This is a genomic window from Hymenobacter aerophilus DSM 13606, assembly GCF_000382225.1.
In the GTDB taxonomy this organism is placed as follows: Bacteria; Bacteroidota; Bacteroidia; order Cytophagales; family Hymenobacteraceae; genus Hymenobacter; species Hymenobacter aerophilus.
On the sequence record NZ_KB907809.1, the window covers coordinates 142589 to 154617 of the forward strand.

Here is a 12029-nt window from a genome sequence, read left to right on the forward strand (position 1 = left end):
TTCCCTTATGCTGTTTTCTGTTTATCCGCGGGCGCTGGCCCTGTTTTACCGCAGCGTTCTGCCGCTCACGGGGCTGCTGTCGGCTATTATTGTGGGGGCCGATAGGGTTAGCGCCGGCCTGCTAGGCACGCCGTGGCCGCCGCCGCTGAGCGCGGGGCTGGTGCTGCTGAAGCTGAGTACGTTTCCGCTGGCGGCCTACCTGCTTAGGCGGATGCGGCCCCATCAATACGGCTTCTACCGCAACCTGCACTTGGCACCCTGGCAGCTTTGGGCCTTTGTGGCAGTGCTGGATACCGGGCTGTTTGGCGGCCTGATGACAATGCTCCACTTGCTGTTCGCCTGATGCCAACGCTTGGTTTTGCGCCTTCAGCCGGCCTGGCCCATGTGCTCGAAGCCGACGGCATCCAGCTTCGGTTTGGCAACCGCGTGCTGCTGTCGGATGTGTATTTGCGGGTGGATACGGGCCAGATCGTGGGCCTGCTGGGGCGCAACGGCTGCGGCAAATCCACGCTGCTGCAAACCGTGTTCGGGGCCCGCTCGGTGGCCGATGCCTCGGTGCGCCTGAACGGGCGGCGAGTGGTGCCGGCCTACCGCCGGCCGGGCCTGCTTAACTACCTGCCCCAGGCGCCGCTGTTGCCGCCCGGGCTATCGGTAGCGGCCGCCGCCCGGCTGCTCGGGGTAGATGCCACCGCCGCCCTGCACGACTTCCCGGAGCTCCTGACGCAGCTAAACCAGTCGGCCGGAAGCCTGTCGGGCGGCACCGCGCGGCTCGTGGAGGTGCTGCTCTTACTGCACGCCGACACTCACTTCACGCTCCTCGACGAACCCTTTACCGGCGTAATGCCCGTGCACACCGAAGCTCTGGCCGACACAATGCGCCGCGTAAAGTCGCGTAAGGGGCTGCTGCTCACCGACCACCGCTACGAGGAAGTGCTGGCCCTCTGCGACGCCGTATACCTGCTGCACGACGGCCGCCTGGAGCTGCTGGCCGACCCGCAAACCGGCTTGCGCGACCGGGGATATTTGCGGTAAGAAGTGAACGAAAGGTAGAAAGTGAAGAGGCCTGATAAAAATGAACGTCATTCTGAGCAAAGCGAAGAATCTCGCGTGCTGGCATTAGGATGCTAAAAGGGCAGTTACTTTGGCCCGCGGGATTCTTCGCGCTGCTCAGAATGACAGTGCTTTCTCATTCAGAATCCCGTACCGTTTCTCACTTCTCACTTCTCACTTCTCACTTCTCACTTCTCACTTCTGATGACAGAACTTCCCCTCCATGGATTGCGCGTGCTGGAGCTGGCCTCGGTGCTGGCCGGGCCGCAGGTGGGCCAGTTTCTGGCCGAGCTGGGGGCCGAGGTACTGAAAATCGAAGCCCCGGCCGGCGATGTAACCCGCACCTGGCGCACGGCCGCCGAAAGGCCCGATGCCCCGGTTTCGGCTTATTTCAGCGCCGCCAACTGGGGCAAAACCAGCCGCGTACTCGACCTCACGACCGAAGCCGGCCGGGCGGAACTGCACGCGCTGGCCGCCACCGCCGACATCGTGCTGGCCTCCTACAAACCCGGCGATGCCGAGAAGCTCGGCGCCGATTACGCCACGCTTTCGGCCCTGAACCCGCGGCTGCTCTACGGCGCCATCACCGGCTACGGACCCGACAGCCCCCGGGCCGGCTACGACGCCGTGCTGCAGGCCGAAACCGGTTTCATGCACCTCAACGCCGCCGGCCCCGGCGAGCCCGCCCAGAAAATGCCGGTGGCCCTCATCGACCTGCTCACGGCGCATCAGCTCAGGGAGGCCCTGCTGCTGGCGCTGTACCGGCGCGAGCGAACCGGCCGCGGCGCCCTGCTCGAAGTGTCGCTGCACGACAGCGCCCTGGCTTCGCTGGCCAACCAGGCTGCCAGCTGGCTGGTTACGGGCCACGAGCCGCAGCCGCTGGGCTCGGGCCACCCCAGCATCGTGCCCTACGGCACCGTGTACCGGGCCGTCGACGGTACGCAGTTGCTGCTGGCCGTGGGTTCGGACGGGCAGTTTCGCCAGCTTTGCGCCGTGCTGGCCCGGCCGGCCTGGGCCACCGACGCCCGCTTCAGCCGGAACCCGGCCCGCGTGGCCCATCGGCAGGAGCTAGAAGAACTGTTGCGTCAGCGGATAGCGGAAGTGAATGGCACGGAGCTGCTCACGGAGCTGGAAAAGCGCGCCGTGCCGGCCGGGGCCGTGCGGGCGGTAGGGGAGGCGCTGGCCCGCCCCGCTGCCCACCCCATGCTGCTGCCGCCCACGGCCGGTTTTCTGCACCAGGGCCTGCGCACGGTGGCTTTCCGGAGCAGCACCTGGCCGGTGACAGCCGCGCTGCCCGGGCCACCGGCGCTGGGCGAATCGGGGGCCGGCGAAGCGCTGTAAGGATAAGCCGGCCGCTGCGTTGGTGCACTGCTTTGCCAACTTTTACGTAGATAGGGCTTCGCCTTTGTTGCTCACCCGCGCCTTTTCGGGCGCCCTAGCTGTTTTCTGCTGCATGGAAGAAGAACTGCCCCGCATCCCCTCAACCCCTACCGCCCTCACCGGCCCGCCTACCAGCTCGCGCCCCGCCATCCGCACCACGGCCGACCACAGCCAGGCCGGCACGCCCAACTCCGACGGCGACGCGCCCAATGCCCCCGGCGACCCGGCCGCCGCGCCTACCGACCGCCTCGACCAGATTTTCGAAGGCCTCAGGCAAAAATCCTCGGCCAAACAGGCCATTTACCGCAACACGCTGGCCACCTTCGATATGCTGCGCCAGGTTTCGCAGGAACTGGTGCTGGAGCTCAGCAGCAAGGTAACAGCCGTCGATTCGTCGGTGCTGATTGAGTACCGGCCGGTGAACGAAATGGAATTCCACATCCGCTTCAGCGGCGATTTACTGGTGTTCGTGCTGCACTCCAACATCGTCACCTTCCCCGACGACTACGGCCCCATGCCCACCAAATACGTGGAGGAGGACTTCCGGCGGCGGTTTTTCGGCCACATCATGGCCTACAATTTCATGGCCGACAGCATCAAGTACCAACGCCTCAACGACCCCGGCTACCTGGTGGGCCGCCTGCTCATCAACATCGACCAGCACTACTTCCTCGAAGGCGTGCAGCAGCTCGAACTACCCGACAACGACATGTCGGACAATCTGGTGACGGAGGACGGGCTGCGCCTGTTCGTGGAAAGCGCCATGATTGCGGCCGTCAACAACGACCTGATTGCCCCGCCCCTGACGGATATCCAGAAAATTACCGTCAAGCAGAAGCTCGAAAATCAGCAGGTCAGCCGCGGCCGCAAAGTAGGTTTCAGCTTCCACAATCAGCAGAAAATCCAGCACATCGACGGGCTGCCGTATTGAGTTAAGACGAAAGTCTATCTGCCATCCTGAGCATGTGGCGCATCAAGCTACATGCTCAGGATGACAGATGAAAGACGGATTTGCTGGCTTACCGCGCCGAATACCCCACTTTCTCGCGCACCTTGTTCAGCACGCCCGTGCCATATTCCTGGGCCTTGCGGGCGCCTTCGGCCAGTTTTTTATCTACTTCGGGCAGGTTCTGGCTGTAGAAGGCGAACAGCTCGCGCTCCTGGGCAAAGCGGGTGCGGATGAGCTCAAACAGCGCCTGCTTGGCGTGGCCGTAGCCGTAGCCGCCGTTGAGGTAGTTCTGGCGCATTTCGGCCAGCTGCTCGGCGCTGGCCAGCAGCGAGAACAGCTTAAAGGTGGTGTCGGTATCGGGGTTTTTGGGCGCTTCGAGCGGGGTGCTGTCCGAAACGATGGTTTTGATGGTTTTGAGCAGCGTTTTGTCATCCACGAAAATATCGATGGTGTTGCCGTAGCTCTTGCTCATCTTCTGGCCATCGACGCCGGGCACCAGCATCACCTGCTCATCTACGCGTGGCCGGGGCAGCACGAAGGTGTCGCCGTAGCGGCTGTTGAAGGCCTGGGCCATGTCGCGGGCAATTTCGAGGTGCTGCACTTGGTCTTTGCCCACGGGCACGATGTCGGCGTCGTAGAGCAGGATGTCGGCGGCCATGAGCACGGGGTAGGTGAACAGGCCCGCATTCACGTCGCTCAGCCGGTCGCTTTTGTCCTTGAAGCTGTGGGCGTTGGCCAGCATCGGATAGGGCGTGAAGCAGCTCAGATACCAGGTCAGCTCCGTTACCTGCGGCACGTCGGACTGCCGGTAAAACAGGTTTTTATCGGTGTCGAAGCCGCAGGCCAGCCAGGCGGCGGCCACGGCGTAGGTGTTCGCGCGCAGCAGTTCGGCGTTGCGCACCGTGGTCAGCGAGTGCAGGTCAGCAATGAAGTACAGCGACTCGTTCTGCGGGTTTTTCGACAGCTCGATGGCGGGCAGAATGGCGCCGAGCAGGTTGCCCAAATGGGGCCGGCCGGTACTCTGGATGCCGGTAAGTATGCGGGACATGTTTTTAGCTTATAGCTGTCAGCTGTTAGCTGTTAGCTTTTTGTGGGGTGAAAATAGAACGTCAGCTAATGGCTGTCAGCTAAGAGCAAATAGCTCAAAAATTATACGCTCGCATCGGCCTCCGCCTGCTCCTGCAGCGCCTCGGTTTCCTCGCGGCCCAGGTACCGGTCGATGAGGTAGTGGGCGAGGTAGAGCAGGGGCGTGAGCAGGATGGCCGCCGCGAATTTATACCAGTAATTGGTGTTGGCCACTTCCAGTACCTGGTTCAGGCTCCAGTTGCCGAACACGTAGAAGGCCACAAACAGCACGACCACCGAATCGACGAGTTGCGAAACGAGCGTGGAGCCGGTGGCCCGCAGCCAGATGTAGCGCCCGCCCGCCACGCGCCGAAACCACTGGAAAATGCTGGCATCGAGCACCTGCCCGATAATAAAGGCTGTGAGCGAGCCAATGATAATGCCCAGGCCCTGCCGGAAAATGCTGTGGTAGGCAAACTCGATGTTGAAGGGCCGGCCCTGCGCGTCGGTGCTGTTCACGTCGAGCCAGAACTGGGCCGGCGGCAGCTCGGTAGTGGCCAGAATCACGAGGAAGGCGTACAGAATCAGGCCCACCGTGAGGAAGCTGATGCGCAGCACGCCCTCGCGCCCAAAGTACTCGTTGATGATGTCGGTGGTGATGAACACCACGGGCCAGATGATGACGCCCGCCGTGAGGTTGCCGGGCAGCCCCATCAGCTTGTCAACCGAGAAAATCTTCACCCCGATGATTTCGGCCAGCAGCGCATTCACGATAAAAATACCGCTGAGCACCAGGTAGAGCTGCTGCTTTTTGTGGGCGAAGGTTTTGGCGGGCATGAGGAGGATAGGGGAGAAGAGGAGGAGGCTAGCGGACTGTGAAACCGCTTGTCATCCGGAGCGGAGCGAAGGACCTATACAGAAGGTAATGTCCTGTCATGCTTGGCGCAGTGAAGAACCTATACAGCAATGTTAATCTCAGATGTTAGCCTCTGTATAGGTCCTTCGCTGCGCTCAGGATGACAGGACGGTTCACCCGGATTCTCACTCGGCCACCGAAAACGTGCTGCCTTCCAGGGCCAGGCTGGTCCACGGGAACTGGGCCTGCGCCTCGGCCAGCAGCGGCTCCAGGTTGCGGTAGCGGCTCGAAAAATGGCCGATGAGCAAGCGCTGCACCTCGGCGCGACGGGCCAGCAGGCCGGCCTGGCGGGCGGTGCTGTGGTGGGTGGTGGCGGCCCGCTCGCGCATATCGTCCAGAAACGTGGCCTCGTGGTAAAGCAAATCCACGCCGTGCACCAGCTCGGCCAGCGTTTCGGTGTAGAGCGTATCGGAGCAGAAGGCGTAGCTGCGGGCGTGCTTGGGCTCGGTGGTCACGGCCGCGTTGAGGGCCAGCGCCTGCCCGGTTTCATCGCGCACATCTTCGCCCAGCGTGAGGGCCGCGAGCTGGGCGGGGGTGAGGCCGGCGGGCAGCCGCTCGGCCACCAGGCGGCGGCGCTTGGGCTTTTCGCGGAACAGGTAGCCGCAGCAGGGCACCCGGTGGCGCATGGGCAGCGAGTGTACCGTCAGGTGCTTGTCTTCGAAAATGAGCCGGTGCTCGGTGGTTTCAACGGCCGTAAACTCCAGCGCAAAGCCCAGCTGCGTGTGCGAATGGCGGAACTGGGTGGTAAGAACTTCGTCGAGGCCGGCCGGGCCGAACAGCTGCAACGGCTCGGTGCGCCCGCTCAGGCTCATGGAGCCCAGCAACCCGAAGAGCCCGAAAAAATGGTCGCCGTGCAGGTGGCTGATGAAAATGCTGCTCAGCCGCTGGGGCCGAAGCTTGTGCTCGAGCAGCCGCCACTGCGTGCCCTCGCCGCAGTCGATGAGGTAGGGCGTGCCGGCCACCGTCAGGACCTGCGCCGTGTGGTGGCGGTCCTGGAAGGGGGTGGCCGAAGCGCTGCCGAGAATTTTCAGCTCAAACTCCATAGAAAGCTGCAAGCTACAAGCTGCAAGCTGCAAGCCGCGAGCTGAGGTTTGACCGTCAGCCTGCAGCTTGCAGCTTGTAGCTTGCAGCTAAAAAGTTACTCCTTGCTGGTGAGGTCGCGCTCGATGGCGTGCAGGAAGATGCGGTCGATGCCTTCTTCCACGGTGGGCAGAATGTGCAGTACCGATTCGAGCTTGCTGATGGTGATGAGCTTCATCACGTGGTCCTGCAGGCCGGTCATCACCAGCAAACCGCCGGTCGAGTTGCAGAGGCGGTTGGCAATCAGAATAGAGCTCAGGCCCGACGAATCGGTGTACTTAACGTTGCTCAAATCCAGAATCAGGTTGTTGATGCCCTCGGCATTGAGCTTGACGAATTCCGATTTCAGATCGGGCGCGACGGTGGTGTCGAGCTTTTTTTCGTCAATGGTGATGATGGTGTAGGTTTCCTTTTTATCAATGGAGTACTTCATACCGCAGGTCGGTTCGGTGGTTTTGGGAGGAGTTGCGAAGGTAGCAAAAAAAGCCGTTGGGCGTGAATCTGGGATGAACGACCAAAAAACACGCTTGCGGCGTCAGGGCCGGGCTTTTCCCGGTACCCCGAAGGTCAGCGTGCTCCAGGTGCTTTGCCAGTCGGCCCCGGTGGCAGCCGGCGCGCTTTCCATGCGCACGGTGCTGACCAGGTACTGGCCGGGACCGGACAAATGTAACAACACCCGGCCGTTTTGGTTGCTGCGAAGTTTTTGCAGCAGCGGCCGGGGCCGGGCGCCGCGCCGCCACAGCAGCACCAGCTGGCCTGCCACCGGCTGCCCGGCTCGCAGCACGCGCACCGTCAGGGGCGCCCCGGCAGCCAGCCCGTAGGGGTTTTGCTCGGGCACCAGCTCCAGCGGCAACCCCACCGACCGGGCCCAGGCGCGGGCCGTATCGGCGGGGTTGTATGGGCCGGCCTGCACCAGCGTTTTGGCGCAGCGGCGGTAGGCCTCACGGCCGGGCGCGGCAGTCTGGCCGCGCTGCTCGCGCAGGGCCAGCACGTTGTCGAGGCCTTCTTCCCGCAGGTAGGCCGTAAACTTATCGGCTTCCAGGGTGATGGTGGCGTTGTTAGTGGCCAGGGCCACGAGGTGGGTGCCGGGCTCCGTGAACGTCACGGTGCTTTGGATGGAATCATCGGGGGCCGCGGCGGCCGGCCGTAAATCGGCGGGCGGCATAGCAGGCGCATAGTGGCGCAGCAGTTCGAGACGACCGTAGCGGCCGGCCCAGCCTTCGCCCGTAAAATTTTCGCCCGTCAGCCGCCGCAGGTGCACCCTGGTGCCTGGGGCCACTACAAACCGCGCCGGCTCCAGCCAGAACTCGTGGGCCAGCGCCGCCGAAGCAGCCGCCAGCAGCAGTAGCAGCGAGGCAGGCGAAAGTGGTTTCATGCGGTGGCGCTGGAGTAAAGCAGCAGCCTGTAAGATAATTGCCAGAGATTAATTTGCTGCCAAATAGCCTAATCACTACAGACTAAACGCATTTAGCAATTTGGGCAAGCAGGGCATCTAGATGCTCGTTGTTCCATCCCAACCGCTTTCGTTTGACCTTAAGACTGTCCTTACTAGAGTGTGTGGACAGTCATCGGAGCCAATCAAGGGCGGCAAGCAAGTGGGCGGCGGCCAAAAAGGAGGTGGCCGTTTTTTCATAACGGGTGGCAAAGCCGCGCGCCTCCTTGAGCCGCCCAAAGAAGCGTTCCACTTTGTTGCGGTCGGCATACAGATTCTCGTCGTAGCCGCGCTGCTCGCACCGGTTGGCTTTGGGCGGAATGACCGGTTCAGCCTGCTGCTGGGCCACGGCCTCGAGCACGGCGTTGGTATCGTACGCCTTGTCGGCGACCACCGCCCCCGGCGGCTCAGGCAGGGCCGCTAACAAGTCCGGCAGCACCGTGCAGTCCGCTTGTTGGCCTGGCGTGAGTTTGAGCCTCAGGCAGTTGCCCAGCGCATCGACCACGGCATGCACTTTCGTGGTAAAGCCGCCGCGGCTGCAGCCTAAGCCTTCTGCGGTGGCCGTGCTTTTTTTGGCCCGCCGCGGCTTTGTGGGCTTTGACGGTAGTCGAATCGACTAGCACCCAGCCATAGTCGGGTTCCTGCACGGCCTGAAAAATCGTTTCCCACACGCCCGCTTGTGCCCAGCGGCGGAAGCGCCGGGCCACTGTGTTGCAGGGGCCAAACCGATCGGGCAAGTCGCGCCAGGCACAGCCCGTGCGTACGCGGTAGACCACGGCGTTGACAAAGCGGCGGTTGTGACGGCCCGTGCCGCCCGCCGTGCCCGGCTTGCCTAACACATGGGGTTGAATCCGTTTCCATTCGCGTTCAGTAAGTTCGTGGCGTCGCATTCCACAAAACTAAACATGACTGTCCACACACTCTAGTATAGGCGCGCAGCAGGTTTAGGGCCATTTTACGTACAAGTGCCAGATTTTCGGCCGCTCGTTGGTCCCGCAGCCGGTGCGCGTCTTGGTGCAGGGGCACGTCCAGGTGCCAATGCAGTGACTGATGTTACGCAGTCTTGAGAGGCTGCTTCTCGTTGAAGGATCTATGAAGGGTTGCACGATTGACTTGTACACGGACTATCTGGTGAGTTCGACGGGTCCGACGACGGCCACGGGCTTGTCGCGACTGCTGGACGGGCCTTGAGCCACGACCACATCACGCGCTGGCTGGGGGCGTGTGCGCTGGGCTCGGCCCAGCTTTGGCGGGCGGCCAAGCCCCTGATTCGCCAGGCCGAAGCGAAGCGTGCGCCGAGGAGTTCGCCGTGCTGATCGTCGATGACTCAGTACTGGAAAAAGCCCATACCGATGCCAACGAATTGATTTGCACCCACTGGGACCACAGCCAGCGGCGCTATGTGAAGGGGCTCAACTTCCTCACATTGCTCTACCAACAGGGCGAGGTTGCCCTGCCGATAGCAGCGGAATTGATTCGCAAAAACGTGCCCGTCTGGGATGGCAAAACGCAGACAACTAAGTATCAAAGCGCTTTCACCAAGAACGAGACCTGCACCATATGCTGCGTCAGGCCCAACAGCAGGTGGCCTACCGCTACCTGCTGGCCGACAGTTGGTACGCCTCGGCCGACAACATGACCCTGGTGCGCCAACTGGGCCACCACTTTGTGTTTGCCCTGGAAAGCAGCCGCACCGTCGCCCTGAGTGAGCAGGCGCGGACAAAAGGCCAGTTCCAGGCCCTGCATACGCTCGATTTTTCGACCGAACACCCCCTGCGCGTCTACCTGCGCGCCGTCGAGCAGGTGGTGCTGGTGATTCGACAGGTCTTCACACACGAGGACCACGGCCTAGGCGTGTTGTATCTGGTCAGCAGCGACACGGACCTGGACCAGGCCAAGATGACGACGATTTACCAAAGACGGTGGAAAGTGGAAGAGTATCATAAATCGCTCAAACAGAATGCATCGATGGGCAAATCACCTACTAAAATGGTGGCCACGCAAGCCAATCACTTTTTTTACGGCGGTATTGGCTTACGTCAAACTGGAAATGCTCAAGCTTAAATGTGGGCTTGGCCATCTCCGCCTCAAAGCCCAACTCTACAGTGTTGGCCTGAAAGCCATGTATCAGCAACTCGCACAAATCCGTGCGTAACATCAGGTAATAACGCATGGATTGCGCCTGTAGCGTACCGCCGGCATACCGGCTCGTCTCGACCCGAATCAGGGTCGCTAGGGCGGGCCAGCGTTGGCCTTCGTGCGCCCAACGCAGGTCCGACTGCACCGTCACGTGCCAGCGCACGGGCGTGTTGTGGCTAGTCCAGCCCGTGGCCGTGTGCTGCGGGACCACGCCGGCTAGCGCCCACTCTGCTTCGCCGCACAGGCCCGGCTGGTTGCGCTTGAGGGCTAATAGGTTGTGGCCACGCTGGGTCACGATTTGTGTGGCAATGGCCGGTGGGCAGGCCATTGAGTCCAAGCTCACCAGTGTGCCACCCGACAGGTCGAGCAAGGCCAGCACAGCCGGCAGGTCGGCTAGCTTGTAGCTCTTGCCGGCCGTGGCTACCAGCGCCAGACACAAGCCCTGAGCGCGGGCCAGCGCCGAGACCAGGTGCAGCGCCTGTGGGCCGCTGCCGCGCACGGTCTATCCGTCTACCCGTCTACGCATACCTGCGCCGTCACGGCCGCGGGCAACAACTGGCGCACCCGGCCCAGAAAAGTGGCGTTGAAGGCGGCCGTGTCCAGGTGCTGGAACACGCGCCGGAAAGTGTCGGGTGAGGCAATACCATGGGGCAAATCCAGATGCCGGGCTAGGGCGTGAGGACAATTCGCTCATCGGAGCCAGTCGAGGGCGGCCGCCAAATACCAAAAGCTGAGAAAAGCGGCGCTGGTTTTATCATACCGAGTGGCTAAGCGCCGGTACTGCTTTATACGGTTAAAGAAGCGTTCTACCTGATTGCGTTCTTTATAGCCCTGCTTGTCGAGCGGCACCGGTTCGAGCCGGTTGGCCCGACTGGGAATAATAACCTCAATGGCATGGTCAGTACAGTAGGCCCGGTTGGCATCACTATCGTAGGCCGTGTCAGCCAGTACTTTAGCCGGCTTCAGGCCCTCGAGCAGCGGCAACGCCTGGGGACAGTCGCCCGCTTGGCCCGGCGTTACGAGCAGGCGAATGGCGCGGCCGAGCGCATCCGTGCAGGCGTGCACCTTGGTACTCAGTCCCCCACGCCCCCGGCCCAAACACTCCGTCTTGGCGTCGCTTTTTTTTGGCCCGCCGCGTGTTGGTGAGCCCGCATGATAGTCGAGTCCAGCATGACGCTACTCAGGTCGGGGGCCTGCATGGCCTCGAATACGCGTTGCCAGACGCCGCGCTTGGCCCAGCGGCGGTAGCGCTGGCCCACCGAATTGGCCAGCCCAAAGCGCGCGGGCAGGTCGGCTCACGGGGCACCCGAGCGCATGAGCCAGACAATGGCGTTGACAAAGAGGCGGTTATCGGTCGCCGTCACGCCGCAATCCGTCGCTTTGCCGGGCAGCATGTCTTTGATAGCCAGCCATTGTTTGAAGCTGTTTAGGAAGTAGAAGATGGGGCAATTTTGCGCAGCAACAATACGGTGAAGGCCAACCAATGCATGGCCAGCCAGTTTTGCAAGCTGGTTTCGTAGCGCACGAGCAGGGTCTTGAAGCCGTCAAGCCAGGCGTTGAGGCGCTCAATGACCAGGCGTCGGCGGTAGAGTTCGGGGTCGAGCGGCGTGTCATCGTCGGTCTGCCAGTCGGCCGAGCGTCGGTTTCGCGGGATATTGGCCTCGATACCGCGGCCCGCGCAGGCCTGCCGTAACCTATTGACATCAAAAGCTTTGTCGGCGTTTAGAAATAAGCCATCCAGGCGCAGGTTGGCCGCTTCGAGCAGCGCACAGAGTTCGGCGAACACGCGCTCCAAGTCAAACGTGTCATGCTGATTGCCCGCCTGGGGCGTGGCCACGGCCAGGGGCATGCCTTGGTTATCGGCCAGGAAAAGGGCATTGGTCGTGCGGGCTGCTTTGCGGCCCTGGTAGCCGATGGCCGCCCCGCCGTTCTTAGCCGGCGTGTGGCTGCCGTCGAGTTGGATGCTGGATAAGTCAAGCAGGCGCCGATGCAGACGCAAGCTGTTGAGCCAGATAGTT

The 12029-nt window shown here is 62.3% G+C and carries 11 protein-coding genes and 4 pseudogenes; 5 read left to right on the forward strand and 10 right to left on the reverse strand.

Annotation, left to right across the window (positions count from 1 at the left end; genetic code table 11):
• The first annotated feature begins 7 nt into the window (after positions 1-7).
• The 4 genes from H145_RS0109540 to H145_RS20710 all read left to right on the forward strand — a co-directional run bounded on the left by H145_RS0109540 (position 8) and on the right by H145_RS20710 (position 3361).
• Positions 8-343: a hypothetical protein gene (locus tag H145_RS0109540; RefSeq protein WP_019947921.1), complete on the forward strand. Its 336-nt coding sequence runs from the start codon at positions 8-10 to the stop codon at positions 341-343.
• Positions 343-1032, forward strand: a complete 690-nt coding sequence (locus H145_RS0109545) for an ATP-binding cassette domain-containing protein (protein WP_019947922.1) — start codon at positions 343-345, stop codon at positions 1030-1032. Before H145_RS0109540 ends, H145_RS0109545 begins: the two co-directional genes overlap by 1 nt.
• A 222-nt stretch (positions 1033-1254) precedes the next feature.
• Positions 1255-2391, forward strand: a complete 1137-nt coding sequence (locus H145_RS20705; RefSeq protein WP_033426068.1) for a CaiB/BaiF CoA transferase family protein — start codon at positions 1255-1257, stop codon at positions 2389-2391.
• 112 nt (positions 2392-2503) lie between these two features.
• A complete protein-coding gene (locus H145_RS20710) occupies positions 2504-3361 on the forward strand; it encodes a hypothetical protein (RefSeq protein WP_019947924.1) in 858 nt (285 codons plus the stop codon).
• Positions 3362-3449: 88 nt separating this feature from the next.
• Here H145_RS20710 and trpS read toward each other — a convergent pair whose 3' ends face one another.
• The 6 genes and pseudogenes from trpS to H145_RS25035 form a co-directional block, all read right to left on the reverse strand.
• Positions 3450-4427, reverse strand: a complete 978-nt coding sequence (trpS, locus tag H145_RS0109560) for a tryptophan--tRNA ligase (protein WP_019947925.1) — start codon at positions 4425-4427, stop codon at positions 3450-3452.
• Between the two features lie 101 nt (positions 4428-4528).
• Positions 4529-5281, reverse strand: a complete 753-nt coding sequence (locus tag H145_RS0109565) for a queuosine precursor transporter (protein ID WP_019947926.1) — start codon at positions 5279-5281, stop codon at positions 4529-4531.
• Between the two features lie 204 nt (positions 5282-5485).
• The gene (locus tag H145_RS0109570; protein ID WP_019947927.1) at positions 5486-6403 is read right to left on the reverse strand and encodes a ribonuclease Z; all 918 of its coding nucleotides are present in this window, start codon (positions 6401-6403) and stop codon (positions 5486-5488) included.
• Between the two features lie 95 nt (positions 6404-6498).
• A complete protein-coding gene (locus H145_RS0109575; RefSeq protein ID WP_019947928.1) occupies positions 6499-6873 on the reverse strand; it encodes an STAS domain-containing protein in 375 nt (124 codons plus the stop codon).
• Positions 6874-6975: 102 nt separating this feature from the next.
• Positions 6976-7815: a DUF4198 domain-containing protein gene (locus H145_RS0109580; RefSeq protein WP_019947929.1), complete on the reverse strand. Its 840-nt coding sequence runs from the start codon at positions 7813-7815 to the stop codon at positions 6976-6978.
• A 193-nt stretch (positions 7816-8008) separates the two neighbouring features.
• A pseudogene (locus tag H145_RS25035) lies at positions 8009-8767 on the reverse strand (IS5 family transposase); the annotation flags it as partial.
• A gap of 197 nt (positions 8768-8964) precedes the next feature.
• Between H145_RS25035 and H145_RS25120 the strand changes: the two are divergent.
• Positions 8965-10027, forward strand: a pseudogene (locus H145_RS25120) (IS701 family transposase).
• A gap of 12 nt (positions 10028-10039) precedes the next feature.
• Here the strand turns inward: H145_RS25120 and H145_RS24110 are convergent.
• The 4 genes and pseudogenes from H145_RS24110 to H145_RS0109615 form a co-directional block, all read right to left on the reverse strand.
• Positions 10040-10510: pseudogene (locus tag H145_RS24110) on the reverse strand (ISAs1 family transposase); the annotation flags it as partial.
• An 11-nt stretch (positions 10511-10521) separates the two neighbouring features.
• On the reverse strand, positions 10522-10665 hold the full coding sequence (locus tag H145_RS24115; protein ID WP_019947933.1) for a hypothetical protein: 144 nt from the start codon (positions 10663-10665) through the stop codon (positions 10522-10524).
• A gap of 36 nt (positions 10666-10701) precedes the next feature.
• Positions 10702-11136 (reverse strand): annotated as a pseudogene (locus H145_RS24620) (IS5 family transposase); the annotation flags it as partial.
• A 301-nt stretch (positions 11137-11437) separates the two neighbouring features.
• Positions 11438-12029 (reverse strand): transposase (locus H145_RS0109615; protein WP_019947936.1); only part of this gene is annotated, 592 nt, incomplete at its 5' end.

Bases quoted from the DNA above. Each gene is read 5' to 3' on its own strand.
- H145_RS20710 (WP_019947924.1), top strand. From the start codon at position 2,504: ATGGAAGAAGAACTGCCCCGCATCCCCTCAACCCCTACCGCCCTCACC.
- H145_RS0109575 (WP_019947928.1), bottom strand. From the start codon at position 6,873: ATGAAGTACTCCATTGATAAAAAGGAAACCTACACCATCATCACCATT.
- trpS (WP_019947925.1), bottom strand. From the start codon at position 4,427: ATGTCCCGCATACTTACCGGCATCCAGAGTACCGGCCGGCCCCATTTG.
- H145_RS0109570 (WP_019947927.1), bottom strand. From the start codon at position 6,403: ATGGAGTTTGAGCTGAAAATTCTCGGCAGCGCTTCGGCCACCCCCTTC.
- H145_RS20705 (WP_033426068.1), top strand. From the start codon at position 1,255: ATGACAGAACTTCCCCTCCATGGATTGCGCGTGCTGGAGCTGGCCTCG.
- H145_RS0109580 (WP_019947929.1), bottom strand. From the start codon at position 7,815: ATGAAACCACTTTCGCCTGCCTCGCTGCTACTGCTGCTGGCGGCTGCT.
- H145_RS0109565 (WP_019947926.1), bottom strand. From the start codon at position 5,281: ATGCCCGCCAAAACCTTCGCCCACAAAAAGCAGCAGCTCTACCTGGTG.
- H145_RS0109545 (WP_019947922.1), top strand. From the start codon at position 343: ATGCCAACGCTTGGTTTTGCGCCTTCAGCCGGCCTGGCCCATGTGCTC.
- H145_RS0109540 (WP_019947921.1), top strand. From the start codon at position 8: ATGCTGTTTTCTGTTTATCCGCGGGCGCTGGCCCTGTTTTACCGCAGC.